This is a genomic window from Streptomyces sp. ISL-10 (assembly GCF_018614575.1).
Classification (GTDB): domain Bacteria; phylum Actinomycetota; class Actinomycetes; order Streptomycetales; family Streptomycetaceae; genus Streptomyces.
The window spans coordinates 22,449-47,786 of record NZ_JAGGOJ010000016.1; the positions used below are offsets into that span (position 1 = coordinate 22,449).

The 25,338-nt window shown below is 72.8% G+C and carries 22 protein-coding genes and 1 pseudogene; 13 read left to right on the forward strand and 10 right to left on the reverse strand.

Translation table 11 applies throughout. From position 1 onward, the window contains the following. The first annotated feature begins 96 nt into the window (after positions 1-96). Entirely contained in the window at positions 97-2,928 is a 2,832-nt protein-coding gene (locus tag J7E88_RS19790; protein ID WP_215183293.1) for an RNA helicase, read from the forward strand. Positions 2,929-3,032: 104 nt separating this feature from the next. On the opposite strand, the gene J7E88_RS19795 is transcribed toward J7E88_RS19790, so the two are convergent. From J7E88_RS19795 to J7E88_RS19810, 4 genes are all read right to left on the reverse strand, one after another. After that, on the reverse strand, positions 3,033-3,428 hold the full coding sequence (locus tag J7E88_RS19795) for a nuclear transport factor 2 family protein (RefSeq protein ID WP_215182899.1): 396 nt from the start codon (positions 3,426-3,428) through the stop codon (positions 3,033-3,035). 90 nt (positions 3,429-3,518) lie between these two features. After that, positions 3,519-4,481, reverse strand: a complete 963-nt coding sequence (locus tag J7E88_RS19800) for an ADP-ribosylglycohydrolase family protein (protein ID WP_215182901.1) — start codon at positions 4,479-4,481, stop codon at positions 3,519-3,521. A gap of 262 nt (positions 4,482-4,743) precedes the next feature. Beyond that, on the reverse strand, positions 4,744-5,586 hold the full coding sequence (locus J7E88_RS19805; RefSeq protein WP_215182903.1) for a siderophore-interacting protein: 843 nt from the start codon (positions 5,584-5,586) through the stop codon (positions 4,744-4,746). 95 nt (positions 5,587-5,681) lie between these two features. Continuing rightward, positions 5,682-6,587 (reverse strand): 5'-3' exonuclease, encoded by a 906-nt coding sequence (locus J7E88_RS19810; RefSeq protein ID WP_215183295.1) that lies wholly within the window; start codon positions 6,585-6,587, stop codon positions 5,682-5,684. 282 nt (positions 6,588-6,869) lie between these two features. Here J7E88_RS19810 and J7E88_RS19815 point away from each other — a divergent pair, with 282 nt between their 5' ends. Continuing rightward, positions 6,870-7,463 carry a helix-turn-helix domain-containing protein gene (locus J7E88_RS19815; protein ID WP_215182905.1) on the forward strand — a complete coding sequence of 198 codons (594 nt, stop codon included), beginning with the start codon at positions 6,870-6,872 and terminating at the stop codon, positions 7,461-7,463. Positions 7,464-7,467: 4 nt separating this feature from the next. Beyond that, a complete protein-coding gene (locus J7E88_RS19820; protein ID WP_215182908.1) occupies positions 7,468-8,202 on the forward strand; it encodes a helical backbone metal receptor in 735 nt (244 codons plus the stop codon). Here J7E88_RS19820 and J7E88_RS19825 read toward each other — a convergent pair. Further along, complete coding sequence (locus J7E88_RS19825) at positions 8,153-9,283, reverse strand: TDT family transporter (RefSeq protein WP_215182910.1); 1,131 nt, start codon at positions 9,281-9,283, stop codon at positions 8,153-8,155. The two genes, J7E88_RS19820 and J7E88_RS19825, sit on opposite strands and share 50 nt — an antisense overlap. A 70-nt stretch (positions 9,284-9,353) precedes the next feature. Between J7E88_RS19825 and J7E88_RS19830 the strand changes: the two genes are divergently transcribed. Further along, positions 9,354-10,280, forward strand: a complete 927-nt coding sequence (locus J7E88_RS19830) for a LysR family transcriptional regulator (protein ID WP_215182912.1) — start codon at positions 9,354-9,356, stop codon at positions 10,278-10,280. 130 nt (positions 10,281-10,410) lie between these two features. Here the strand turns inward: J7E88_RS19830 and J7E88_RS19835 are convergent, their stop codons facing one another. The 3 genes from J7E88_RS19835 to J7E88_RS19845 form a co-directional block, all read right to left on the reverse strand. Continuing rightward, positions 10,411-11,109, reverse strand: coding sequence for a gamma-glutamyl-gamma-aminobutyrate hydrolase family protein (locus J7E88_RS19835; protein ID WP_308307558.1), 699 nt, complete (start codon positions 11,107-11,109; stop codon positions 10,411-10,413). Positions 11,110-11,114: 5 nt separating this feature from the next. Next, complete coding sequence (eat, locus tag J7E88_RS19840) at positions 11,115-12,581, reverse strand: ethanolamine permease (RefSeq protein ID WP_215182914.1); 1,467 nt, start codon at positions 12,579-12,581, stop codon at positions 11,115-11,117. Positions 12,582-12,855: 274 nt separating this feature from the next. Further along, positions 12,856-13,596, reverse strand: a complete 741-nt coding sequence (locus J7E88_RS19845) for an FCD domain-containing protein (RefSeq protein WP_308307552.1) — start codon at positions 13,594-13,596, stop codon at positions 12,856-12,858. A 78-nt stretch (positions 13,597-13,674) separates the two neighbouring features. Here J7E88_RS19845 and J7E88_RS19850 point away from each other — a divergent pair, with 78 nt between their 5' ends. The 5 genes and pseudogenes from J7E88_RS19850 to J7E88_RS19865 all read left to right on the forward strand — a co-directional run bounded on the left by J7E88_RS19850 (position 13,675) and on the right by J7E88_RS19865 (position 18,294). After that, positions 13,675-15,039, forward strand: a complete 1,365-nt coding sequence (locus tag J7E88_RS19850) for a glutamine synthetase family protein (RefSeq protein ID WP_215182918.1) — start codon at positions 13,675-13,677, stop codon at positions 15,037-15,039. A gap of 8 nt (positions 15,040-15,047) precedes the next feature. Further along, positions 15,048-16,412, forward strand: coding sequence for an aldehyde dehydrogenase (locus tag J7E88_RS19855; protein ID WP_215182920.1), 1,365 nt, complete (start codon positions 15,048-15,050; stop codon positions 16,410-16,412). A gap of 6 nt (positions 16,413-16,418) precedes the next feature. Continuing rightward, positions 16,419-17,204 carry a 3-oxoacyl-ACP reductase gene (locus J7E88_RS19860; RefSeq protein ID WP_215182922.1) on the forward strand — a complete coding sequence of 262 codons (786 nt, stop codon included), beginning with the start codon at positions 16,419-16,421 and terminating at the stop codon, positions 17,202-17,204. Between the two features lie 37 nt (positions 17,205-17,241). Then, positions 17,242-17,364 (forward strand): annotated as a pseudogene (locus J7E88_RS37100) (DUF2510 domain-containing protein); the annotation flags it as partial. A gap of 138 nt (positions 17,365-17,502) precedes the next feature. Further along, complete coding sequence (locus J7E88_RS19865) at positions 17,503-18,294, forward strand: hypothetical protein (RefSeq protein WP_308307561.1); 792 nt, start codon at positions 17,503-17,505, stop codon at positions 18,292-18,294. 300 nt (positions 18,295-18,594) lie between these two features. On the opposite strand, the gene J7E88_RS37105 is transcribed toward J7E88_RS19865, so the two are convergent. Further along, positions 18,595-19,389: a MarR family transcriptional regulator gene (locus tag J7E88_RS37105; protein WP_215182924.1), complete on the reverse strand. Its 795-nt coding sequence runs from the start codon at positions 19,387-19,389 to the stop codon at positions 18,595-18,597. Between the two features lie 60 nt (positions 19,390-19,449). Here J7E88_RS37105 and J7E88_RS19875 point away from each other — a divergent pair, with 60 nt between their 5' ends. Together J7E88_RS19875 and J7E88_RS19880 are read left to right on the forward strand one after the other, a co-directional pair. Then, positions 19,450-20,427, forward strand: a complete 978-nt coding sequence (locus tag J7E88_RS19875) for an EamA family transporter (RefSeq protein WP_251022912.1) — start codon at positions 19,450-19,452, stop codon at positions 20,425-20,427. After that, on the forward strand, positions 20,424-21,059 hold the full coding sequence (locus J7E88_RS19880; RefSeq protein ID WP_251022933.1) for an NAD(P)H-binding protein: 636 nt from the start codon (positions 20,424-20,426) through the stop codon (positions 21,057-21,059). The genes J7E88_RS19875 and J7E88_RS19880 overlap by 4 nt, the downstream gene beginning before the upstream one ends. A 22-nt stretch (positions 21,060-21,081) precedes the next feature. Here the strand turns inward: J7E88_RS19880 and J7E88_RS19885 are convergent, their stop codons facing one another. After that, positions 21,082-22,284: an amino acid deaminase/aldolase gene (locus J7E88_RS19885; protein WP_215182930.1), complete on the reverse strand. Its 1,203-nt coding sequence runs from the start codon at positions 22,282-22,284 to the stop codon at positions 21,082-21,084. 976 nt (positions 22,285-23,260) lie between these two features. Between J7E88_RS19885 and J7E88_RS19890 the strand changes: the two genes are divergently transcribed. Continuing rightward, positions 23,261-24,115 carry a hypothetical protein gene (locus J7E88_RS19890; RefSeq protein WP_215183301.1) on the forward strand — a complete coding sequence of 285 codons (855 nt, stop codon included), beginning with the start codon at positions 23,261-23,263 and terminating at the stop codon, positions 24,113-24,115. Further along, positions 24,112-25,299: a type VII secretion-associated serine protease mycosin gene (mycP, locus tag J7E88_RS19895; protein ID WP_215182932.1), complete on the forward strand. Its 1,188-nt coding sequence runs from the start codon at positions 24,112-24,114 to the stop codon at positions 25,297-25,299. Before J7E88_RS19890 ends, mycP begins: the two co-directional genes overlap by 4 nt. Positions 25,300-25,338 lie beyond the last annotated feature (39 nt).

A 25,338-nucleotide genomic window follows, 5' to 3' on the forward strand; every position in this document is an offset into this window, starting at 1 on the left:
CAAGCGCCGCCCGTCGCGGGTAAGCGGACGGGTAAGTGCGCCCGTCACATAAAGATCCGCTCACTGTCAGAGGGGGCGGGTAGGCTCATGAGCAAGATGACCGAGGATCTCTCTCCCGCCGAGCGCTATGCCGCCGCACGCGTCCGCGCTGCTGAGGAGGCCACCGCACTGGCCCCCTTCCGCGCGTTGTACGACTTCGACCTCGATCCGTTCCAGATCGAGGCATGCCAGGCTCTTGAGGCGGGCAAGGGCGTGCTCGTCGCCGCGCCCACCGGCTCGGGCAAGACCATCGTGGGCGAGTTCGCTGTCCACCTGGCCCTCGCGCAGGGCCGCAAATGCTTCTACACCACGCCCATCAAGGCGCTGTCCAACCAGAAGTACACGGATTTGGTCAGGCGGTACGGCGCGGCGAAGGTCGGCCTCCTGACCGGGGACAACAGCGTCAACTCCGAGGCGCCCGTGGTCGTGATGACCACCGAGGTGCTGAGGAACATGCTGTACGCGGGCTCCCAGTCGCTCATAGGCCTCGGCTACGTGGTCATGGACGAGGTGCACTACCTCTCCGACCGCTTCCGTGGTGCCGTGTGGGAGGAAGTGATCATTCACCTCCCCGAGTCGGTCACGCTCGTGTCGCTGTCCGCGACCGTGTCGAACGCGGAGGAGTTCGGCGACTGGCTGGACACCGTGCGCGGCGACACCGAGGTGATCGTCTCCGAGGAGCGGCCCGTCCCGCTGTGGCAGCACGTCATGGCAGGCCGCCGGATGTACGACCTCTTCGAGGAGGGCACCGACCACGGCGGCCGTGGCCGGACCCGGCGCGAGGTCAACCCCGACCTGGTGCGGCTCGCCCGCATGGAGAACCAGCGCACGTACAACCCGCGCGACCGGCGCCGGGGGAAGATGGTGCGCGAGGCCGACCGGGAGCGCGAGCGGCGCCAGCGCAGCCGCATCTGGACCCCGGGCAGGCCCGAGGTCATCGACCGGCTGGACGCCGAAGGACTGCTGCCCGCCATCACGTTCATCTTCAGCCGTGCGGCCTGTGAAGCCGCCGTGCAGCAGTGCCTCTACGCCGGCCTCAGGCTCAACGACGACGAGGCACGCGCCAAGGTGCGCGAGCTCGTGGAGGAGCGCACCGCCGCCATCCCCACCGAAGATCTGCACGTCCTCGGCTACTACGAGTGGCTCGAGGGGCTGGAGCGCGGCATCGCCGCCCACCATGCGGGCATGCTGCCGACCTTCAAGGAGGTCGTGGAGGAGCTCTTCGTCCGGGGCCTGGTCAAGGCCGTGTTCGCCACCGAGACGCTGGCGCTCGGCATCAACATGCCCGCCCGCTCGGTGGTGTTGGAGAAGCTCGTCAAGTGGAACGGCGAGCAGCACGCGGACATCACCCCGGGTGAGTACACGCAGTTGACCGGGCGGGCAGGCCGCCGCGGCATCGACGTCGAGGGGCACGCCGTCGTCCTGTGGCAGCGGGCCATGGACCCGGAGGCGCTGGCCGGACTGGCCGGCACCCGCACCTATCCGCTGCGCTCCAGCTTCAAGCCGTCGTACAACATGGCGGTCAACCTTGTGCACCAGTTCGGCCGGCATCGCTCGCGCGAGCTGCTGGAGACGTCGTTCGCGCAGTTCCAGGCGGACCGCTCCGTCGTCGGCGTCTCCCGCCAGGTCCAGCGCAACGAGGAGGGCCTGCAGGGCTACCGGGAGGGCATGACCTGCCACCTCGGCGACTTCGAGGAATACGCGCGGCTGCGCCGCGAGTTGAAGGACCGTGAGACGGAGCTGGCCAAGCAGGGCACCGCGCAGCGCAGGGCCGCCGCGGCCGCCTCGCTGGAGAAGCTCAAGCCGGGAGACGTCATCCACGTCCCGACCGGCAAGTTCGCCGGTCTGGCGCTGGTGCTGGACCCGGGGCTGCCCGCCGGCCGGACCAACGGCCACCGCGGCGGCCTCGAGTACCACGACGGACCGCGCCCGCTGGTGCTCACCGCGGAGCGCCAGGTCAAACGGCTGGCATCCATAGATTTCCCGGTGCCCGTCGAGGCGTTGGAGCGGATGCGCATCCCGAGGTCGTTCAACGCCCGTTCTCCGCAGTCCCGGCGCGATCTGGCCTCCGCTCTGCGCACCAAGGCCGGTCACATCGTGCCCGACCGGCACCGCAAGGAGCGGTCGCCCGCGGCGGACGACCGTCAGATCGCCCGTCTGCGCACCGAGTTGCGCGCGCACCCCTGCCACGGCTGCGACGACCGCGAGGACCACGCCCGCTGGGCCGAGCGGTATCACCGCCTGCAGCGCGACACCCGTCAGCTGGAGCGGCGGATCGAGGGCCGCACCAACACGATCGCGCGGACCTTCGACCGGATCGTCGCCCTCCTGACCGAGATGGACTATCTGCGGGGCAACGAGGTCACGGAGCACGGCCAGCGCCTCGCCCGGCTGTACGGGGAGTTGGACCTGCTGGCAAGCGAATGCTTGCGCGACCGGGTCTGGGAAGGGCTCAACCCGGCCGAACTGGCCGCGTGCGTCTCGGCGTTGGTCTACGAGGCACGCCAGGCCGACGACGCCGTGGCGCCCAAGGTGCCGACGGGGCGTGCGAAGACCGCGCTGGCCGAGATGGTCCGCATCTGGGGTCGGCTGGACGCCCTGGAGGAGGAGTTCAAGATCAACCAGGCGGAAGGGGTCGGGCAGCGCGAGCCGGACCTCGGTTTCGCCTGGGCCGCGTACCAGTGGGCCTCGGACAAGGGGCTCGACGAGGTGCTCCGCGAGGCGGAGATGCCCGCGGGCGATTTCGTGCGCTGGTGCAAGCAGGTCATCGATGTGCTCGGCCAAATCGCGGCGGCGGCGCCCCGAGAGGACAGCACCGTCGCGAAGAACGCCCGCAAGGCCGTCGACGCGCTGCTGAGGGGTGTCGTGGCCTACAGCTCCGTCGGGTGAGACCGGACGCCGCGCCGCCTCCGCCCGGTCGGGCAGAGGCGGCGCAGTGCGTCTGCGTCCGATGTGACGCGGAACGGCCCCGGCCGGGGCCGCCGCGCCGCCGGTCAGCTCCAGAAGGAGTTCATCTCGTCGATGTCCTCGGTGCACTCGTCGATGTCGGTGACCTTGCCGCCGACGATCGTGAAGAACAGACCTTGGCGGATCTCGATACCACGGTCGCCGCGGTCCGCCCTGGTCGTGTGGAAGGACATCACGTGCCCGCGCCCGTCGGCGAGCACGGCCTCCAGCTGCACCTGCATGGTTCCGCCGGTCTCCTCGCCCATGCGGCGGAACAGGTCGAGGATGGCGTCGCGTCCCTTGTGATGACCGGAGAGCGGGTTGTCGCCGGGAACGTGGTAGACGGCGTCGGCCGTCATGAGGGAGCTCAATGTCTCCATGTCGCCTTCGGTGAACGCTACGTAACCCCGGCGGACCAGGGCGCAATCGGGGTGCTCGGACATTCGGATACACGCCTTTCGTCCCGATGGATTCCCTTTCGTTCCATCATCCGTCGGGCCTGAAAAGCTGTCCACGGACCGTGAATCAGCAGCTCAGGGCTGCGGCGACGGGCCCGCTGCGGCCAGCGCGCGCGCCAGCTCGGTGAGGTCGGCCGACCGCAGCACCCGGTCCCCGAAGCCCGGAAGCGGTACGCGCAGCGCCTGCGTCCAGCGCTCGGGCACGGCGCCGATTCCGTAGACCGCCCCGGCCAGGGCGCCGGTCACCGCCGCGACCGTGTCGGTGTCGCCGCCGAGATCGATCGCGGCGGCCAGCGATGCCTCGAACGACGGCGTCGTGCGCAGGGCCCACAGAGCCGACCCGAGACATGGCCACACCGCGCCGTTGAACTCCGTTGCCTGCTGCGGGTGCCAGTCGGGGGCCAAGACCGTGGCCCAGCGGGCACGGTGGCCGGGGTGTACCTGGGCGAGCGCATCGGACACCGCGGCCAGGGGGTCCATGCCGCCCAGGGCCACGCGGATCAACTCGTGCAGCACGGCGGTGCCCTCCCAGACAGCACGGTCCCCGTGAGTGAGCGCGGCGAGCTCGCGTGCGGCGGCCATGGTCGCCGCACGGCCCGCGCGGGCGAAGAAGACCGCGGACGTCGAGGCCCGCATCAGGGAACCGTTGCCCGCGGCCCGCCCCGTCATCTGGAAGTGCAGCGCCGCCGCGGTGCCCCAGGGGTCGCCGCTGGTGAGGACCTGCTCCGTCTGGAGCCCGATGTCCTTGGGGTCGCCCGCGGCCCAGGTCCGGAACCGTGCGAAGACATCCGCCCCGTCGACGCGGCCGTGCTTCAGCAGCGACTCCCCGACCAGCACGGCCATGTGTGTGTCGTCCGTCGCCTCGCCCGGGTCCCATCCTCCGCCCCCGCACATCTCGCCCGGGCCATCCCCGAAGTGCGCGCGGAACACGCCTCGTTCACCGAATTCGAAGGGCGCGCCCAGGGCGTCGCCGACGGCCGAGCCGACGACTGCGCCGACGGCGCGGTCCAGGCGTGTGGGGGCGAGGGTCTGCTCCATCGCGCCAGCACAGAAGGGCAGTTCTCCAGGCGATGCCCTGTGCCGGTCACGCCGCGAGCTCCTTGGCGTGGTGCGTGGTGCGCGGGCCCCCAAGGCTGTGTCGGCGCGGTCGGAGGGGCGCGCCGCGCGCAGGGCGGACGATGCGCCGGCCGCGGCGGCGGCGCCGAGCGTCGCGCCCTCAGGGTGGATCAGGGCCTGACCACGCAGCGCCTGCCGGGACGCGGTGAGGCCCGACCTGTCGGTTCGCCACCCCCGCCCGTACCTACGCCGGCGGCTCCTGCTCCCGTTCCACCTGCTCGTTCCATTCGCGCTTGATCGCGCGCCATGCCTCGTCCGACTTGCCCAGGCGCCAGTAGCCCGAGATCGACAACTGCTCGCGCGGCACGCCGCGTTCCACGCGCAGCAGGCGGCGCAGTTCCTTCACGCAGCCTGCCTCGCCGTGGACGAACGCGCAGACCTCGCCCGCCGGGAAGTCGAGCGCCGCCACCGCGGCCACCAGCGCCTCGCCCGTCGGGCGGTCGCCGCGGTGCAGCCAAGTGATCTCCACACCGTCGGGCGTGACGACCTTCTGCTCCTCCTCCGGGCCGGCCACCTCCACGAAGGCGTGCACCACCGCACCGGCCGGCATCTGCTCCAGCGTCCCGGCGATCGCCGGGAGCGCGCTCTCGTCGCCCGCCAGCAGATGCCAGTCGGCCGTGGGCGCGGGGGCATAGCCACCGCCCGGCCCCAGGAAGCGCACCGTCTCACCGACGTGGGCGCGCGCCGCCCACGGTCCGGCGAGGCCCTCGTCGCCATGGACGACGAAGTCGATCGTCAGTTCGCCGTGCGCGGCGTCCCAGTGCCGCACCGTGTACGTACGGTTCGAGGGCCACTGCTCACGGGGGAACTCCTCGCGAATCCGTTCCATGTCGAACGGCTCCGGGTAACGCACGCCCGGCACCGGGAAGATCAGCTTCACATAGTGGTCGGTGAACTCGCCGATCCCGAACGAGTCCGACGCGTCGAGGCCGAGCACCACGCGCACCATGTGCGGCGTGAGTCGCTCGGTGCGCACGACCTTCGCCTCGTGGACCTTCGGTGCCTTGCGGGCCGGTCGCTCTGCCACGGTGCTCTCCCTGGAGCTTGGAACCTGAAAATTCGGTGCTTAGGCTTGCCTAAGTTAACACCTTCAGGTCCGAGGACGCCGTGGGCAGGGACGCCTCAGCGCTCCAGCGCCGCCAGCAGCCGCACCACCGCCCCGCCCAGCCCCCAGCGCTCCGCCAGCTCCTTCAGCGCGCCCGGGTCGCGCGGCGCGCTCGGCAGGGAGGCGTCGAACACCGGCAGCGGCACGTCGCACGCGACCTTGACGACCTTCGGCGCCACGGCGAGATACGGCCTGGCCTCGTCCAGGCGCTTGCGCTGAGAGGGTGTCAGCTTCGACGTACGGTCGCCGATCGCCGCCATGATCCCGGCCAGGTCGCCGTACGCGTCGAGCAGCTTCGCCGCCGTCTTCTCGCCGATGCCCGGCACGCCCGGCAGCCCGTCACTCGGATCGCCGCGCAGCGTCGCGAGGTCGGCATAGCCGGGACCGTCCACGCCGTACTTCTCGCGCAGCCACGCCTCGTCAGTCACCTGCAGCGTCCCGACGCCCTTCAGCGGATAGAGCACCCGCCGCTCGCGCGCGTCGTCGATCAGCTGGAACAGGTCCCGGTCGCCGGTGACGATGTCGACCGGGCCGTTGGCTCGGGCGGTCAGGGTGCCGATCACGTCGTCCGCCTCGTACCCCTCGGCGCCGACGCGGGCGATACCGACAGCGGCGAGAACCTCCTGGATCACCGGCACCTGCGGATCGAGGGTGTCCGGCGTCTCCTCGACGTCCGGGCCCTGCTCCTGCTCCTCGGCCACGCGGTGCGCCTTGTACGACGGGATGAGGTCCACCCGCCACTGCGGCCGCCAGTCGTCGTCCCAGCAGGCGACCAGCTCGTCGGGGCGGTGGTCCTGCACGAGCCGTGCGATGAAGTCCAGCAGCCCGCGCACCGCGTTCACCGGGGTGCCGTCGGGAGCCCGGACGGAGTCGGGGACCCCGTAATAGGCGCGGAAGTACAGGGAAGCGGTGTCGAGGAGCATCAGGCGTCGCGTCACACCGACGATGATGCCGCACCCCACCGACAGCGACCGCCGCACCCGTGAGGCCCCCATGTCATGATGCGGGTCACCTTGCGTCGGGCTGCGGGGCCTGTGCTGCCGCTCCGCGAAAGGTCCCCGCCGAGCCGGACACCGCCGGCCCCGGCGGGGACCCACGCCTTTCGGCCGTGACCGGTGTGATCCCGCTACTCCAGCGCTCGACGAGTACGAAGGGGCGGATGCTGCGTAAGGTGATACAGGACCCAGGGGAGGGGAGCCCGACCAATGGATGCGAAGGACGCGAAGGACACCAAGGAGAGGGAAGAGCCCCTCCGGGTGGGCGCGGCCGTGCGCAAACGGCGGCGGGCCCTGCGTCTCACCCTGGCCGCCGTCTCCGGCCGCAGCGGCCTGTCCGTGCCTTTCCTCAGCCAGATCGAGAACGAGCGCGCCCGCCCCAGCCTCCGCTCCCTCCAGCGGGTCGCCGACGCCCTCGACACCACGGCGGAGACGCTGTTGGCCGCCTCCGACTCGGCGCGCACCATCGACCTCATGCGCGCCGGTGACAGCGCCCACCCCGGTACCCCGCGGGCCGGAGTCCGCTCCCTGGTCCGCGGCCGCCACCAGCTGCACGCCACGGAGTACAGCGGCGAGCGGGAGACCGAGGGCGAGTTCCAGCACCGCAACGACGAGCTGCTGTACGTGGCGGAGGGCGCCGTCGAGGTGGAGGCCGAGGGCCGCGCCCACCGGCTCGGCAGGGGCGACTCGCTCTTCCTCTCCGGCGGCGTACGGCACCGCTGGCGGGCCACCACCGCCGACACCCGGCTCCTGGTCGTCGCGGTCGCGGACCACATCGCGGCGCACAACGACCCGCGGGGCTGACCTCGTGCGCGTCGTCTCGCTCGTGCCCTCGCTGACCGAGGCCGTCGCCGCGACCGCGCCTGGACTGCTGGTCGGCGCCACCGACTGGTGCAGCCAGCCCGCCGGGCTGGACGTCGTGCGCGTCGGCGGCACCAAGAACCCCGACGTGGCGGCCGTCGCGGCACTACGGCCCGACCTCGTGATCGCCAACGAGGAGGAGAACCGGGAACCCGATCTCGCGGCCCTGCGGGCGGCGGGCATCGACGTCATGGTCACCGAGGTGCGCGGCCTGGACCAGGCGCTGAGCGAGCTGGAGCGGGTCCTCGTCGACGGCTGCGGGCTCGCTCGGCCGCGCTGGCTCGACGACGCCCGCTCGGCCTGGTCGGCGGCCGTGCCCCTCGCCGCGGCGCGCGCCCTTGTACCGATCTGGCGCAGGCCCTGGATGGTCCTCGGCCGCGACACCTTCGCAGGCGACCTGCTCGCCCGGCTCGGCGTCGTCAACGTCTACGGCGACCACGCGGAGCGCTATCCGCGGATCGCGCTCGACGCGCTGCGGGAGAGCGGCGCGGACCTGGTCGTCCTGCCCGACGAGCCGTACGCCTTCGGTCCGGACGACGGCCCCGAATCCTTTTCCGGCCTGCCCGCCGCACTCGTCGACGGGCGGGCGCTGACCTGGTACGGGCCGTCCCTCGTCGACGCCCCGCGGGTGCTCAGCGCCGCGCTGTCAGCAGCTCTCCGCGCAGGACCCCACGGACGGTGAGGGCGCCGGCCGCCAGCCAGGCCGCGGCGAGGAAGGCGTACAGGCCGATCGCCAGCCACTCGTACGCCACCAGGCCCGTGTGCCCCGCCAGCGTCTGCGCCCCGGTCACACACGTCCCGACCGGGAAGGTGAAGGCCCACCAGCTCATCGTGAACGGCAGCCCCGCACGGGCGGCGCGCACCACCATCGCACCGGCGAGCGTCAGCCACAGCAGCGCGAAACCCATCACCGGCACGCCGTAGACGACGGCGAGCGCGCCGAGGCCGTGCGCGTACGGCGCGTCGATCGCGACGGGGGCCACGTCCGCCAGCTTGTTGACGGCGGTCGTCGACTGGCCGAGCGGGCCGAGGACGAGGAACAGGGCCGGCGTCAGTGCGAGGGGCAGGGGGCCGTGGTGCACGAGCCGAGCGAAGACGACGGGCAGGATCAGCAGGGTCGCGAGCAGGCTGATCCCGAACATCGCGTAACTCGCCAGCAGCAGCGCCTCCCGTCCCTGCCCGGCGGGCAGATGCGGCACCAGCAGCGGGCCGAACGACGCGGAGACCATCGGCGCGACGACCGGCAGCAGCCACACGGGCGAGGCGGTGCCCGGGGTCACCTTGTGGTGCACGACCATGAGGTACGGCACCGCCACGGCCACCACCAGTCCCACGGCGGTGCCCGCCGCGAACAGGACGCCTGCGACGATCACGGCCGGGTGCGCGCCGATCAGGCCCCGTCCCGCGCTCAGCGCGCCCACGCCGACCGCCAGCAGCGCCATCGACAGGCAGCCGTAGAACGGTGCGACGGCCGGGTCGAGCAGATGGGCGCGCGCCCGGTCGCGGTGGTGGATCCAGTGCGCGGCACGGGCCGCGAGCAGCACCGACAGGAACACGGCGGACAGGGCCCAGACCGCGGCACAGGCGGTGTGCAGTCCCGGCACACGCGCCGGCAGCGCGTCGCCCGCCGTGCCGACGATCGCGGTTCCCATCACCGCGGCGTACCAGTTCGGGCCGAGCTCCCGTACGGACGGCAGCCTGACCGCGAGAGAACGGCGGGGACCGCCGAAGAGGCGGCTGCGGGCCTGGGCGACGGTGACCATGACGTCACCTTCGCGGCCGCGTGGAGCCCCCGCCAGACACCTTGCCCCTATCACCCCATAAGCTGGTCTTATGAGTGACGAGGAACGTGTGCCGCTCGCCCATCGCGTGCCCGATCTGGGAGCGCTCGAACTCCTGCTTGCCGTCGCCCGGCACGGGAGCCTGGGGCGGGCCGCCCGAGAGCTCGGCATCACCCAGCCCGCGGCCAGCAGCCGTGTCCGTTCCATGGAGCGCCAGCTGGGCGTGGCCCTCGTCGACCGCTCCCCGCGCGGATCCAAGCTCACCGAGGCCGGGGCGCTCGTCACCGACTGGGCGCGGCGGGTCGTGGAGGCGGCCGAGGCGTTCGACGCGGGGGCACAGGCGCTGCGCGGTCGTCGTGACTCCCGGCTGAGAGTTGCCGCCAGCATGACGATCGCCGAATACCTGCTGCCGGGCTGGCTGATCGCCCTGCGCGCCGATCGCCCCGGCACGGCCGTCTCGCTGCTCGCCGGGAACTCGGCGGCGGTCGCGGACCGGCTGCTCGCGGGGGAGGCGGACCTGGGCTTCGTTGAGGGACTGGCCGTCCCGGAGGGGCTGGACGGGGCGGTCATCGGTCACGACCGCCTGTTCGTGGTCGCCGCTCCCGCCCACGCGTGGGCGCGCCGCCGCCGGGCCCCGCTCACTCCCGCCGAACTGGCCGCGTCCCCGCTCGTCCTGCGCGAACGCGGCTCCGGTACACGGCAGGTGCTCGATTCGGCGCTGTCCCGCTACGGCGGCCTGGCCGATCCGCTGCTGGAGCTGGCCTCGACGACGGCGGTGAAGGCGGCGGCGGTCAGCGGGGCGGGTCCGGCGGTCCTGAGCGAACTGGCGGTGACCGAGGAACTGGCGTCGCACCGACTGGTCCGCATCCCGGTGGAGGGCGTCCGCCTGGACCGCGACCTGCGCGCGGTCTGGCCCCACGGGCAACGCCCGGCTGGCCCGGCCCGCGATCTGCTGTCGTTGACGCGAGCGTCGCGGTAGGGCGGGCGGCGCTGAGCTTTTCCCGCCCCGCCCCTTTGCGAACCTGGGGCAAGCACGCCCCAGTCCCCGTACGGCCCGGCGGCCGTGTCCTCGTACGCCGGACCCGGGCTGCGAAGCGGCCCCGACCGCGCTACCCCGCCGCCGCCCCCACCAGCCCCGCCATCACCCGCACGTCCGTGCCCATCTCCGGGTGCCACTGCACACCCAGCACCCACCCCTCACCCGGCCTCTCCACCGCCTCCACCGTGCCGTCCTCCGCGTACGCGCACGGGACGAGGCCCTCGCCAAGACGGTCCACTGCCTGGTGGTGGTACGTCGGGACCGCTGACTCCTCCGGCACGATCTCCGCGTACAGCGTTCCGGGCACCGGCTTCACCGCGTGCTCGCCGAACACGCCCACCGCGCCGCCCGCCCCGGTGTGGCCGTCCAGGTGCTGGACCAGCGTCCCGCCGAGTGCCACGTTCAGCAGCTGCATGCCGCGGCAGATGCCCAGTAGTGGTGTCCCGGCCGCCAGCGCCGCCCGGATCAGGGCCAGTTCCCACGTGTCGCGCTCGGGGGCCGGCGGTCCCGTGCGGGGCGAGCGATCGGCGCCGTACCGCTCCGGGGCGACATCCGGGCCGCCCGCGACGACAAGGCCGTCGAGGCGGGCGACGACCGACCCGGCGGCCGCCGGGTCGTCCGGGGGCAGCATCGCGGCGAGGCCGCCGGCCGCCTGGACCAGCCGTGGATAGGCGGCCGGCAGCAGCGCGGCCGGCAGGTCCCACACCCCCCACCGCGCGGACGTCTCCAGGTAGGTGCTGACGCCGATGAGCGGCTTGGACACGTGCACGTCGTTCACTTCCGTTCGAGTTCCGCCTCGGCCGCCGCCAGCGCGGCGAACTCCTCCTCGGGCGCCCGTGCGACCAGCCGATGCCGACTGTAGAAGGCGAAGTACGCAAGAGCCACGGCGTAGACGGCGAGCGCCGTGAAGGCAGCGTCCTTGTCGACCAGGAATGTCGCGACCAGCGCCGACAGCGCAAGCACGAACGCGACCGACGAGGTGACGACACCGCCGGGGGTCCGGTAGGGGCGCGGGAGTTCGGGCTCGCGTCGGCGCAGCACGATGTGCGACAGCGCCATCAGCGCGTAGCTGATCGTCGCGCCGAAGACCGCGATGTTCAGCATCCGCGCGCCGTTCCCGGTCCCCGCCGCCAGCGCGAAGCCGATCGCGCCCGGGATCAGCAGCCCCAGGTACGGGGACTTGCGGCGGCTGGTCAGTGACAGAAAGCGCGGCAGGTACCCGGCCCGGGACAGGGCGAAGAGCTGCCGGGAACCCGCGTAGATCAGCGAGAAGAAGGAGGCGACGAGACCGGCGAGGCCGGCGTAGTTGACGAAGCGGCTGAGCGGCGTCGGGTCGCCGTCCCCCTGGAGCGCCACCACCAGCGGGTTCCCCGCCTCCTGGATGGCCGCCGAGCCGCGCGCGCCGGTCGAGGCGAAGAACGTCAGCACCGCGAGCAGGACCAGGATGGCCATGGAGATCGCCAGCGCCCGCGGCATCGAGCGCACCGGGTCCTTTGCCTCCTCCGCCGCGAGCGGCACACCCTCGACGCCGAGGAAGAACCACATGCCGAACGGGAACGCGGCCCAGATACCGAGCAGACCGAACGGCAGCCAGGAGTTGGCGCCGAAGGCCTCCTTGTCGACGGGGATGTCGTCCAGGCCGCCCGCGTGGAAGTCCGTGAACGCGCCGACGGCGAAGATCAGCAGCGCGGCGACGGCGATGGCCGTCACCACCAGGCTGAAGCGCAGGGCCTCTCCGACGCCCCACAGATGGATTCCGATGAAGATCGCGAAGCAGGCGAGATAGACCGGCCAGCCGGACTCCAGGCCGAACAGGCCGAGGGATTCGACGTAGTCGCCGATGAAGATCGAGATCGCGGCGGGCGCGAGGATGTACTCGATGAGGATCGCCGTGCCGGTGAGGAATCCGCCCCAGGTGCCGAGGGCGCGCCGGGCGAACCCGTAACCGCCGCCCGCCGTCGGCAGGATCGCGGACAGCTCGGCGAGCGCGAAGACCAGGCAGGCGTACATCGCGCCCATCAGCAGGGTGGCGACGGCCAGTCCGCCGAAGCCGCCCTTCGACAGGCCGATGTTCCAGCCGGAGAAGTCGCCGGAGACGACGTACGCGACGCCGAGACCGGTCAGGAGCAGCCAGCCGGCGCTGCCCCTGCGCAGGGTGCGGCGGTTCAGATAGGCGTCCCCCACGGGCTCGGCCGGGGAGGACGCGGGGGACGGGGTGCGCGAGGTGGTGCCTTCAGCCATGGGTCGCTCCTGGCTCAGGTGCTCAGGTCAAAGGTTTGTGCGGACACCTTTGCGGCACTGGGGCGGCAGCGCAAGCCCTCTGTGCAAAGCCGGGGGTCACGGTTCGGCCCTGCGGTTGCGCAACCGGGGGTCGCTTACCGGCCCCGCCGCCGCGCACCCGGGGGTCGCTTACCGGCCCCGCCGCCGCGCAACCGGGGGTCGCGTACCGGTGCCGCCGCCGCGCTCGACCGGCGTTGCGGACCGGCCGTCCGTCGCCCCCGATCGCCGTCCCCCATCAGGGCAGGAAGCCGCGCAGCAGCGCCGCCGTCCCCTCGCAGTGCTCCCGCATCACCTCGCGCGCCGCATCCGCGTCGCCGTCCAGGACCGCCTCGACGAGCGCGGCGTGCTGGTGCTGCGAGTGCTCCAGATTCCGCACGAGCAGCGGGATGCAGTCGAGCAGATCGTTCAGCCTGGCCCGGACCGCGGCGTACTGGGCGGTCAGCGTCGGCGAGCCCGACAGCTCGGCCAGGGTCAGATGCAGCAACGTGTCCTGCCTGCGGTACTCGGACAGCGGGGCGTCGTGCGTCGCCGCCAGCGCCGTGCGCAGCCGCTCGGCGCCCTCGTCGGTCAGCCCGTGCGCCGCGCAGAGCCCGGCCGCGCCCACTTCGAGCACCTCGCGGAAACGCAGGGTGTCGTCCACGTCCACGCCCGCCAGCCGCCGGCGCAGCTCGTCCTCGCCGTGGGTGTCCGGCCGGTGCAGCACAAACGTTCCGCCGTAGCGGCCGCGCCTGCTCTCCACCAGGCCCTGGTCCGTCAGCACCTTGAGCACCTCGCGCAGCGTGACCCGGCTGATCCCCATCCGCTCGGCCAGCTCCCGCTCGGCGGGCAGCCGCTCGCCGCCGGGGACCAGCCCGAGCCGCAGCAGCTGGAGGATCTGCTCCAGGGCCTCTTCGAAGCCGTTGCCCGCGCGCACGGGGCGCAGCACGGGGGTGAGCCGGTCGCTCGGCCCGCCCGTCTTCGCGTCTGTCTTCGCCACCTCGCCGTTTCCCCTTCCCAAGCAATGGTCTTCAGCAATACCTTATGACTCCCGGCTGATCCAAGGAGGCGTAACCCCGTGGCAGACCGCACACCACCGCTGGCACTCGAGGAGCTGCGCGCCCTCGTCGCGAGCGGCGAGATCGACACAGTCGTCCTGGCCTTCCCCGATATGCAGGGACGGTTGCAGGGCAAGCGGTTCGCCGCACCCTTCTTCCTCGACGAGGTCGTCGAACACGGCACGGAGGGCTGCAACTACCTCCTCGCCGTCGACACCGAGATGAACACCGTCGACGGCTACGAGATGTCCTCCTGGGAGCGGGGGTACGGCGACTTCGCCATGCACCCCGATCTCACCACGCTGCGCCGTGTCCCGTGGAACGAGGGCACCGCACTGCTCGTCGCCGACCTCGCCTGGAACGACGGATCGCCCGTCGTCGCCGCGCCTCGCCAGATCCTCCGCCGGCAGCTGGAGCGCCTGGCCGAGTACGGCTACACCGCGCACGTGGGCACGGAGCTGGAGTTCATCGTCTTCAAGGACACGTACGAACAGGCCTGGGACCGCGGCTACCACGGCCTCACCCCGGCCAACCAGTACAACATCGACTACTCCGTCCTCGGCACCGGTCGCATCGAGCCGCTGCTGCGCCGCATCCGCAACGAGATGGCGGCGGCCGGACTGACCGTGGAGTCGGCCAAGGGGGAGTGCAACCCCGGCCAGCACGAGATCGCCTTCAAGTACGACGAGGCGCTGGTCACCTGCGACCAGCACGCCGTCTACAAGACGGGCGCCAAGGAGATCGCCGCGCAGGAGGGCGTCTCGCTCACCTTCATGGCCAAGTACAACGAGCGCGAGGGCAACTCCTGCCACATCCACCTCTCGCTGCAGGACGCCCACGGCACCAACGTCATGGCGGGCGACGGTCCCGGCGGCATGTCGCCGGTGATGCGCCACTTCCTCGCCGGCCAGCTCGCCGCCCTGCGCGACTTCTCCCTGCTGTACGCGCCGAACATCAACTCCTACAAGCGCTTCCAGCCCGGCTCGTTCGCCCCGACAGCGGTCGCCTGGGGCTACGACAACCGCACCTGCGCGCTCCGCGTCGTCGGCCACGGCCGCTCGATGCGCTTCGAGAACCGGCTGCCCGGCGGCGACGTCAATCCGCATCTCGCCGTCGCCGGTCTCGTCGCCGCCGGTCTCCACGGCATCGAGCAGCAGCTCGAACTGCCCGAAGCCTGCGCGGGCAACGCCTACAGCGCCGACTACGAACACGTCCCGACCACCCTGCGCGAGGCCGCCGAGCTGTGGGAGAACAGCCCCGTCGCCAAGGCCGCCTTCGGCGACGAAGTCGTCGCCCACTACCGGAACATGGCACGCGTCGAGCTCGAAGCCTTCGACGCGGCGGTCACCGACTGGGAGCTCCGCCGCTCCTTCGAACGCATGTGAGGCCTTCCTTGACCGTCGAGCACCACGTACTGAACCCCGCCACCGAAGAGCTCGTGCGCAGCGTCCCGGCGACCACGCCCGCCGAGGTCGACGCCGCCGTCGGCCGCGCCGCCGCGGCCCAGCGGAAGTGGGCGGCGGCCGCCCCCGCCGACCGGGCCCGGCTGCTGCGGCGCTTCGCCGTGGTCGTCGACGACCACGTCGAGGAGCTGGCCCGCCTCGAAGTCCTGGAAGCCGGGCACACCATCGGCAACGCCCGCTGGGAGGCGGGCAACGCCCGCGACCTCCTCGACTACGCGGCCGGGGGAGTGGAGCGCCTGAACGGCCGCCAGATCCCCGTGCCCGGCGGCCTCGACATCACCGTCCTCGAACCGCTGGGAGTCGTCGGCGTCATCGCGCCGTGGAACTTCCCCCTGCCGATCGCCGCCTGGGGCACCGCCCCCGCGCTCGCCGCCGGCAACGCGGTGCTGCTCAAGCCCGCCGAGACCACCCCGCTCACCGCGCTGCGGCTGGCCGAACTCGCGCTCGTCGCGGGCCTTCCCGAGCATCTGTTCCAGGTACTGCCGGGAGCCGGTGACGTCGCTGGCAACGCACTGGTCGAGCACCCGGGCGTCGCCAAGATCGTCTTCACCGGATCCACCCGGGTCGGCAAGCAGATCATGGCCAAGTGCGCGGACCGCGTGAAGCGGGTCACGCTCGAACTCGGCGGCAAGAGCCCGAACATCGTCTTCGCCGACAGCGACCTCGACGCCGCGGTGGCCGCCACCCCGATGTCCTTCCTCGACAACTCCGGCCAGGACTGCTGCGCCCGCACCCGCATCCTGGTGCAGCGCTCGGTGTACGACCGCTTCCTCGACCTGCTCGCCCCCGCGATCGAAGCCGTCGTCGTGGGCGACCCGGCGGACGAGAAGACCCAGATGGGGCCCCTGATCTCCGGTACCCAGCTGGACCGGGTGCGGTCGTACGTCCCCGACGACGTGAAGGCGATCCGCGGCACGGCCCCCGAGGGGCCCGGCTTCTGGTTCCCGCCGACGGTCCTCACCGACATCCCGCCCGACGCGCCCGCCGCCCGGGAAGAAGTCTTCGGACCCGTGGCCGTCGTGCTCCCGTTCGAGGACGAGGAGGACGCCGTACGGCTCGCCAACGCCACCGAGTACGGACTGTCCGGCTCGATCTGGACCCGTGACGTGGGCCGCGCACTGCGCGTCTCGCGAGCGGTCCAGGCAGGCAACCTGTCCGTCAACTCCCACTCCAGCGTCCGCTACTGGACCCCGTTCGGGGGCTACAAGCAGTCCGGCCTCGGCCGCGAACTCGGCCCCGACGCCCTCGCCGCTTTCACCGAGACCAAGAACGTCTTCATCAGCACGGAGGCCTGAGCACCCATGACCGTTGACACCCCCATCTGCCGCCGCCTCGTGGGCCGCACCGCAGTCATCACCGGCGCCGGCAGCGGCATCGGCCTCGCCGCCGCGCGCCGGCTGGCCGCCGAGGGCGCGAACGTGGTCTGCGGCGACATCGACGAGACCGCCGGCAAGGCGGCGGCCGACGAGGTCGCCGGGACGTTCGTACGCGTCGACGTCACCGACGCCGAGCAGGTCGAGGCGCTGTTCAAGACGGCGTACGACACCTACGGCAGCGTCGACATCGCGTTCAACAACGCGGGCATCTCGCCGCCCGACGACGACTCGATCCTCGAGACCGGCCTGGAGGCGTGGAAGCGCGTGCAGGAGGTCAACCTGACGTCGGTCTACCTCTGCTGCAAGGCGGCCATCCCCTACATGCGGCAGCAGGGGAAGGGCTCGATCATCAACACCGCCTCCTTCGTGGCGCGCATGGGCGCCGCGACCTCGCAGATCTCGTACACCGCCTCCAAGGGCGGCGTGCTGGCGATGTCTCGCGAGCTGGGCGTGCAGTTCGCCCGCGAGGGCATCCGTGTGAACGCGCTGTGCCCCGGACCGGTCAACACCCCGCTGCTCCAGGAGCTGTTCGCCAAGGACCCGGAGCGGGCGGCCCGCCGCCTCGTGCACATCCCGGTCGGGCGCTTCGCGGAGGCCGAGGAGATCGCTGCCGCGGTCGCGTTCCTCGCCAGCGACGACTCGTCGTTCGTCAACGCCACCGACTTCCTGGTCGACGGCGGCATCTCCGGGGCGTACGTCACCCCTGTGTAGCCCTGTTGGTGGCCCCGCATAGGGTGTCCGGATGAGCATGACGACCCCTCCCCCTACGCCTGGCGGCGCGGGGGGACCCCCAGGCTGGTATCCGGACCCGCAGGCGCCCGGCACCGAACGGTGGTGGGACGGCTCGGCCTGGTCCGCGCACTCGCGCGCGGCCCAGGCACCCTGGGACACCGCGGCGTCGCAGCCGTACGGGCCGGCGCCGTCGGCGTACGGTCCCGGTCCTGGCCCCGGGCAGGGCGCCGGGGTCGCCTCCGCGCCGTCCGGCGGGTTCGGGCCGCACACCGGGCCCATGCAGCACCCCGCGACCGGCGGCCCGGGCGGGGGCAGGCGCCCCGTCGTCGCGCTGGCCGCCGCCGGTGCCGTGCTCGTCGCAGCTGTGGCCACCGCGGCCGTACTGCTCGGCAACGACGACGACCCGGGCACGCCCGGGGCGGCGGCCACGTCCGCCACCTCCGCTCCGGTGACGTCCGGCCCCGAGCAGAGCGCATCGCCCACCGCCACCGCCGACGAGTCCGGGGAGCTCGTCGACCAGCTCAACGGCATCACCATGCCCATCCCGGAGGGCTGGGAGAAATCCAGCGGCGTTCTCGGCTCCGGCACGACGATGTACACCGACGTCACCTACGACTGTCCCGGCGGCGGTTCCTCGATCTGTCGCCACGGCCGGGTGACCTCCATGACGGCGACCCCGTCCGGCGGTGCGAGCACACCGAAGGCCGTGGCCGAGCAGGACGTCGAGAAGGCGGCCGAGGAGGCGTACGACGAGGACGCGCTCGGCACCCGCATCCACGACGGCATCACGTCGCACACCGTCGTGAAGTCGCAGAACTTCGCCGTCGCCGGACGCTCCGGATACCTGGTCCGCTGGCGCGTCGTCACCGGGGCGGGCCCCGGCGGCTATGTGCAGTCGCTCGTCTTTCCGTCCCACATCGGGACCGAGGCACTGGTGGTCGTGCGCTTCGCCTTCGACGCCGGACCGGAAGGCCCCCCGCTCGCCGACATGGACAGGATCGCGTCCAGCATCCGCCCGATCGGCGACGCCACCAGCGGCGGCGTCGGCAGCAGCATCGGGCCCGGCTGACACCACGTCACCGTGGGCCCGGGGCGACGCAGTCGCTGTGGCCGGGGTCGACGCACGTCGCCGTGGCCGGGGTGATCCGAGCTCGTGGCCCGGAGACCCGAGCTCTTGATCAGGATGACCCGAGCCCGTGGTCCGGGGCTCCTGCCGGACCACGGACCACGGACCGCGGACCGCGGACCGCGGACGGCGGGCCCGCGACGGGCCGCGGCCGGGTCGGCCGCCCGCTCCTGAGCGGGTGCCGGCCAGGGCCGCCCGCCCGTGAGCGGCGGGGGCAGGGCTCCCGCCGCTCACGGGCGGCACTCACTCGGCGAGTGCACGGTAGAGCGAGGCGATCGAGGGGTGCCTGCCCGCGTTCTTCCCCGCCTTGATGGTGAGCCGTCCGGCGATCTCGGGGACCGGCACCCCCCGGTCGCGCAGTGCACGGGCCGTGGCGAGCATCTCGTCGTCGATCACTTTCGGGCGTCCGCCGCCTCGCCGCGTCTGTGCGGTGCCGTGCCCCGCGTACTCGATGTGCAACGGCCCGTCCGAGAAGTCCTGCGACGGATTTTCGCAGAACTCATTCTCATAACCCGAGGGGTCCGTGTATCCGGCTGACTGGGCGGGGAGCGCGTCGCCGAGGGACTCCAGCAGGTCGCGCAGCAGGCCGGCGAGGGTCCGGCGGCCGGCCTCGTCCAGCGCGCCCAGCACCCGGTTCTCGGTGGCGAGGTGGTCGGGGAGGACCCGGTCGACGAGCTCGAGACCCGCCGGGGTGAGCGAGACGTGGACGACGCGCCCGTCCGCCTCGCTCGGCGTGCGCGTGACCAGACCGCGTGCCTGCAACCGGTCGAGTCGCTGGGTGATGGCCCCCGATGTGACCATCGCCGACCGCATCAGCGCCGCGGGGGTGAGGCGATGCTCCGGTCCGCTGCGCCGCAGGGTGGCAAGCACGTCGAAGGCGGCCCGGTCCAGGCCGTGCGCGGCGAATGTCTGCGAGAGCTCCGAGCCGATCAGCCGGGAGAGGCGCGACAGGCGCCCGATCACGGCCATGGGTGACACGTCCAGGTCGGGGCGCTGGGCTCCCCACTGTCGCAGTACGAGATCCACGTGGTCTGCCATGAGGAGAGTCTAGCCAATGTCTTAGCGATGAGTTACTTTGGCTTAGTGCTAAGTAATTTATTGAGAAGCAAGCGACTCGGGGTCGTGGTGCTGACCGCGCTGGCACCCGTCATCTGGGGCACCACCTACCTCGTCACGACGGAGCTGCTGCCTCCCGGGCGGCCGCTGCTCGCCGCGGTGATCCGTGCGCTGCCCGCCGGCCTGCTGCTCGTCGCCGTCACCCGGCGACTCCCGCAGGGCATCTGGTGGTGGCGTGCGCTCGTCCTCGGCGCGCTGAACATAGGCGTGTTCTTCGCGCTCCTCTTCGTCGCCGCCTACCGCCTGCCGGGCGGAGTCGCCGCCACCGTCGGCGCCGTGCAGCCCCTGCTCGCCGCAGGACTGTCGGCCGCGCTCCTCGGTGACCGCCTCACCGTGCGCACCGCGCTCGCGGGCTTCGCGGGGATCGCCGGTGTCAGCCTGCTCGTCCTGCGGGCCGATGCCCGGCTGGACACGCTCGGCGTCGCGGCCGCCCTCGGCGGCGCTCTGGTGATGGCCACCGGCGTGGTCCTCGCCAAGCGGTGGACCTCTCCCGCGCCGCTGCTCGCCACGACCGGGTGGCAGCTCGCCGGGGGCGGACTGCTGCTGCTCCCGGTGGCCCTGATCGTCGAAGGCCCGCCGCCGGCCGCCCTGACCGCACAGAACCTCCTGGGGTACGCCTACCTGTCGCTCGTGGGGGCGGCCGTCGCGCACGCGCTGTGGTTCCGGGGCATCCGGGCGCTGCCGCCGACCGCGGTCTCCTTCCTCGGGCTGCTCAGTCCGCTGGTGGCGACCGTGCTGGGCCTGATCGTCGCCGGCGAGCGGCTCAACGGACTCCAGGCCGTCGGCGCAATCGTCGTCATCGCCGCGCTCATTGCGGCGCAGAGGCAGAGGGGGACACCTCGCGCGGCACCCGCCGAGGGCACCGCCCCCCCGGCCGCCGTCCCGCCCTCCGTGCCCGGCGCCGCCCCGGCGTCCGCCGGTAACCGATCACAACAGCAAGGAGCCCGGCCGTGCGTATGACCGTCTTCGGAGCAGCGGGGAACGTCGGACGAAGGACGGTGGCCGAGGCGCTGTCTAGGGGGCATGCCGTCACCGCCGTCGTCAGGGACCCGGCCCGCTGCGCGGAACTGCCGCACCGGGCTTGGCCGCTCGTGGCCGACGCCGACGACACGGACGCCGTCGCCAGGGCGAGTGCCGGGCAGGACGTGGTGATCAGTGCGACACGACCGGCACCCGGCCGGGAGCGGGATCTGGTGGTGACCACCGAGGCGCTGCTCGCGGGGGTCGCCCGCACCGGCGTCCGGCTTCTCGTCGTCGGCGGCGCCGCGTCGCTCACGCTCCCCGGCAAGGGGCCGCTCACACTGGCCGAAGGCCCGGACTTTCCCGCCGAGTTGGGCCCGATCGCCACCGCCTGTACCGCGCAGCTCGATGCCTGCCGGGCGGCCGGAGCGGGCGCGGACTGGACGTATCTCAGTCCGCCGGCGCTCCTGGAGCCCGGCGAGCGCACCGGTGACTACCGCCTCGGCGGCGACGAACTGCTCGCCGACAGCGACGGCCGGTCCTTCATATCCATGGAGGACTTCGCGGTGGCGCTGCTGGACGAGGCCGAGCACCCCCGGCACCGGCGGACGCGGTTCACCGTGGCGTACTGACCAGCCGGCAGGAGGTGTTGCCCTACAGGAAGGTGCGGCCCTCGCCCCGGTAGGTCGCCGCGGTGCCCGACACCCGGTCGTCTTCCAGCAGGTGCAGGGTGTCGAAGCGCTCGCACAGCTCCCCGGCCTTCGCGTGGCGGAACCACACCTTGTCGCCGATCAGCAGATCGTCGGCCGCGTGTCCGATCAGCGGTGTCTGCACCTCACCCGCCCCCTCCTGGGGGTCGTAGCGCAGGCCCTCCGGGAGAAAGGGCACGGGCAGCCGATCGGCCCCCGCCGCACCGGAGGCGGGATAACCCCCACCGAGCACGGTCACCACCCCCACGCCCGGCCGACGGACGACGGGCTGAGCGAACAGCGCGGCCGGACGGCCGATGAAGGAGGTGTAGTTGTCGAACAACCGCGGCACATACAGACCCGAACCGGCCGCGATCTCCGTGACCGCGTCCTCGGCCGCCGTGTGCTGGACGCTCCCGGTCCCGCCACCGTTGACGAACTCCAGATCGGGCGACACCGCCCGCACCGCGCGCACCACGGCCGCCCGCCGGGCGGCGAGCTCGGTCCGGGCGGCACGCTGCATCAGCCGCACGGCCCGGGAGCGCAGCGGCGAACCGGCGACGGAGTCCCCCACCCCCGCGATGTGCCCCTCGTACGCCATGAGCCCGACCAGCCGGAAACCCGGCCGCCGCGTGATCGACCGGGCGATCTCGGCCAGTTGGGCGGGCTCGCGCAGCGGCGACCGCCGCGCGCCGACCCGTATCCGCCCGCCCAGCAGATGCAGGGCCGTGTCCAGCTCCAGACAGACCCGGATCTCCTCCTTGCCGCCCGCGCGGGACCGGTCGATGAGGTCCAGCTGGGCGAGGTCGTCGACCATCACGGTCACGGCCTCCGCCAGTTTGGGATCTCCCGCGAGCTCCGCGAAGCCGGCCCGGTCCGCGGACGGATACGCAAGCAGCACGTCGTCGAACCCGGCCCGCGCCAGCCACAGCGACTCGTCAAGGGTGAACGACATGATCCCGGCGAAGCCGTCGCGTGCCAGTACACGCTCCAACAGGGTCCGGCACCGCACCGACTTGCTCGCCACCCGGACCGGCTTGCCCCCGGCCCGGCGGACGAGGTCGTCGGCGTTGGCGTCGAAGGCCGCGAGATCGACGATCGCGAGGGGTGCGTCCAGATGCGCGGTGGCCTTGTCGTAGCGGGCCCGGTCTGCGGCACGGGGAGTCATGGACCGAGCTTGCCAGACTCGATTACTCCGAGGTAGGGGATGTTCTGGGCAGATCCCCCGGACCGCCGGGCGCATGGAGGTCGAGCCGACCGCAGCCCGTTAGAGTGACAGGCACAGTGGCCTGCACGAGGTGGCGAACAGGCCTGCCTCGAACGGTTATCCGTTCGGTGGTACGTGGCGAGTAACGGGGGGCGGAATGAGCACGGAGGCGCAACGCCCTTCCGGCGCCCAGCCCCCGCCTCGCTCCCGTATCACCGAAGCGATCTTCCCGCCCGCCCCGCCCGCCCCGCCCGAGTCGCCGGCCACGGACCGGCCGGATGCGTCGCCGGAGCACCCGGCGCAGCCCGCGCCCGCCACGGGCGGACCGGATGCGTCCCGTCCGACGGTGTCTCTGCAGCGCACCGCGCCGCCGGCCCCGGGGGAACAGGGGAGTGCGTCCCGCCCGGCCGTGCCCCCGCAGAAGGCTGCGCCGCCCGTACCGGCAACGCCGGCCCCGGAGCGCACGGCACCGCCCGCCCCGGAGCGCAGCGCGCCCGCGGCTGACGCGCCCGCGCGGCCCATCCGTACCGCGCCCGCGCCGGGCGGATCGAGTGCGTCCACTCCGGCCGTGCCCCCGCAGCAGACCACGCCGCCCTCCTCGGCGACGCCCGCCCCGCAACAGACCACGCCCCCAGTCCCGCAGCGCACCGCGCCGCCCGCGGGCGGCGACCGAGCTGCCGCGGCGAGGGTGCCGCTGCCGCCCGCGAACGCTCCCTCGGCAGCACCCGAGAGCGGCCGTGACGGGAACATCCCCGACGTCGAGACCACCACCCGCCTGCGTCCCACAGCACCCGCACCTGCCCCGGCGGCGGCGCGCCAGGCCGCGCCCGCGCCCGCGCCCCAAGCCGCGCCTGCGCCCACGACATCCGCCCCCGCGCCCCAAGCCGCGCCCCTCGTGCCCCCGGTACCCCGGCGGCGGCCCGTCGGGCACGTCGACATGACGCCGCGGCCCGGTGCGCCCCGGCCGCCCGCCCACCACTGGGCCCCGCCCGAGGCGCCCGCCGAAATGACCACCCGGCTGCGACCCGTGCGTACCCGCCACCCCGCGCGGACCGCCGCCGCCGTGGCCTGTGCCGTCCTCGGGCTCGGACTCATCGGGGGCGCCGTGACCGGGTTGTGGCTCACCGACGACTCCAGCGCCGACACCGCCGAGCAGGACACGTACGCCAAGGTGCGCACGACCTGGCACAGCGTCCCCGTGGACACGCTGTTCCCGCGCACTCTCAAGGGAGACGGCGCCGGACCCGGCGGCGCCGACCGGGTCTGGACGCGGATCGCCGTCGCACCCGACAGCGGCTGCGCACCCGCGCTCGACCCGCTGCTCGTCAAGACCCTGGAGCCGGTCGGCTGCGCTCGCGTGCTGCGCGCCACGTACACCGATGCCACTTCCAGCAGCGTCACCACCGTCGGTCTGGTCTTCACCGAGGCCGAACGGGACGACATGCTCGCGCTGCACAACCGGTTCGCCACCGAAGGGCTCGGCGAGCGCACGGACCTGATGCCCCGGACCCTGCCGGCCAAGGGCACCGTCGCGGCCGGTTTCGGCGAGGAACAGCGCGCCAGCTGGACCGTCGACGTCGTGACCGAGGCGCCCGTCGTCGTCTACGCCGTCTCCGGGTTTGCCGACGGCAGGCCCGTCACCGACCCGCAGCCCGCCGACGAGGCGAAGGCGGAAGGGGCGACGACGGCACCCGCCCAGTCCGGGCTCGGCCACGACACCGCCGGCATCGCCGACCGCATCGAACGGGGCCTGCGCATCGCCGTCGGCCGGGCCACGGAGAAGACGGAATGAGCCTCCCCCTGCGCCGCCACCGCCTCGTCGCTGCACTCGCGGCCGCGGCCTTCACCGTGCTGCCCGCCGCGACGCCGGCGCACGCCGACGCCATTCGCGCCCAGCAGTGGGGCCTCGACGCCCTCCACACCGAGCAGGCCTGGCGGACGACCAAGGGGAAGGGCATCACGGTCGCCGTCCTGGACACGGGCGTGGACGACCAGCATCCCGACCTCGCCGGTTCCGTGTTGCCAGGCAAGGACTTCATCGGCTTCGGCGCTCAGCGCGGTGACCGCGCCTGGGCCCGCCACGGCACCGCGATGGCGGGGATCATCGCCGCCCGCGGGCACGGTCTCGGCCGGGAGTCCGGTGTCCTCGGCATCGCCCCGGAGGCGAGGATCCTCCCGGTCCGCGTCATCCTCGAGGGCAGCGACAAGGCACGCGACCGGGCCCGCAAGTCCCGCGGCACCGCCCTCGCCCAGGGCATCCGCTGGGCAGCCGACCAGGGCGCGGACGTCATCAACCTCTCCCTCGGCGACGACAGCAAGTCCGCCCATCCCGAAGCCGGTGAGGACGCCGCCGTCCAGTACGCCCTCTCCAAAGGCGCCGTCGTCGTCGCCTCCGCGGGCAACGGCGGCGAGAAGGGGGACCACATCTCCTACCCGGCCGCGTATCCGGGCGTGATCGCGGTGACCGCCGTCGACCGCTTCGGGACGCACGCCGCCTTCTCCACGCGCCGTTGGTACGCCACGGTCAGCGCTCCCGGCGTCGACGTCGTGCTCGCAGACCCGGACCGCAAGTACTACCAGGGCTGGGGCACCAGTGCCGCGGCCGCCTTCGTCTCCGGCGCCGTCGCCCTCGTCCGGGCCGCCCACCCCGCCCTCACCCCCGCCCAGATCAAGAAGCTGCTGCGCGATACGGCCCGCAACGCGCCCAAGGGCGGCCGTGACGACTCCCGCGGGTACGGCCTCGTCGACCCGGCAGCGGCGATCAGTGAAGGCAGGCGCCTGCGCCCCGCCGACCTGAAAGCGGCGACGTCGGGCTACGACAAGCCGTACTTCGGCCGCGGCCCCGACCCGGAAGGCGACGGCGGCGAACCGGCGAGCTGGCTCGCCCCCGTGGTCGGCGGACTGGGCGTGCTGACCCTGGCCGCGGCCGTCGTGCTGTGGAGCGGCGGCCGGCGCGGCCAGGGCGGCTACCGCTGACCGGACGTGCCCGCCGGCGGCGACGAGCAGGAGGTTAGG

Excerpts from the sequence above, each read along its gene's own strand:
- J7E88_RS19860 (WP_215182922.1), top strand. The coding sequence starts at position 16,419 with ATGACCGTTGACACCCCCATCTGCCGCCGCCTCGTGGGCCGCACCGCA.
- J7E88_RS19800 (WP_215182901.1), bottom strand. The coding sequence starts at position 4,481 with ATGGAGCAGACCCTCGCCCCCACACGCCTGGACCGCGCCGTCGGCGCA.
- J7E88_RS19795 (WP_215182899.1), bottom strand. The coding sequence starts at position 3,428 with ATGTCCGAGCACCCCGATTGCGCCCTGGTCCGCCGGGGTTACGTAGCG.
- J7E88_RS19815 (WP_215182905.1), top strand. The coding sequence starts at position 6,870 with ATGGATGCGAAGGACGCGAAGGACACCAAGGAGAGGGAAGAGCCCCTC.
- J7E88_RS19825 (WP_215182910.1), bottom strand. The coding sequence starts at position 9,283 with ATGGTCACCGTCGCCCAGGCCCGCAGCCGCCTCTTCGGCGGTCCCCGC.
- J7E88_RS19885 (WP_215182930.1), bottom strand. The coding sequence starts at position 22,284 with ATGACTCCCCGTGCCGCAGACCGGGCCCGCTACGACAAGGCCACCGCG.
- J7E88_RS19865 (WP_308307561.1), top strand. The coding sequence starts at position 17,503 with ATGCAGCACCCCGCGACCGGCGGCCCGGGCGGGGGCAGGCGCCCCGTC.
- eat (WP_215182914.1), bottom strand. The coding sequence starts at position 12,581 with ATGGCTGAAGGCACCACCTCGCGCACCCCGTCCCCCGCGTCCTCCCCG.
- J7E88_RS19810 (WP_215183295.1), bottom strand. The coding sequence starts at position 6,587 with ATGCTCCTCGACACCGCTTCCCTGTACTTCCGCGCCTATTACGGGGTC.
- J7E88_RS19890 (WP_215183301.1), top strand. The coding sequence starts at position 23,261 with ATGACGCCGCGGCCCGGTGCGCCCCGGCCGCCCGCCCACCACTGGGCC.
- mycP (WP_215182932.1), top strand. The coding sequence starts at position 24,112 with ATGAGCCTCCCCCTGCGCCGCCACCGCCTCGTCGCTGCACTCGCGGCC.
- J7E88_RS19790 (WP_215183293.1), top strand. The coding sequence starts at position 97 with ATGACCGAGGATCTCTCTCCCGCCGAGCGCTATGCCGCCGCACGCGTC.
- J7E88_RS19880 (WP_251022933.1), top strand. The coding sequence starts at position 20,424 with ATGACCGTCTTCGGAGCAGCGGGGAACGTCGGACGAAGGACGGTGGCC.
- J7E88_RS37105 (WP_215182924.1), bottom strand. The coding sequence starts at position 19,389 with ATGGCAGACCACGTGGATCTCGTACTGCGACAGTGGGGAGCCCAGCGC.
- J7E88_RS19830 (WP_215182912.1), top strand. The coding sequence starts at position 9,354 with ATGAGTGACGAGGAACGTGTGCCGCTCGCCCATCGCGTGCCCGATCTG.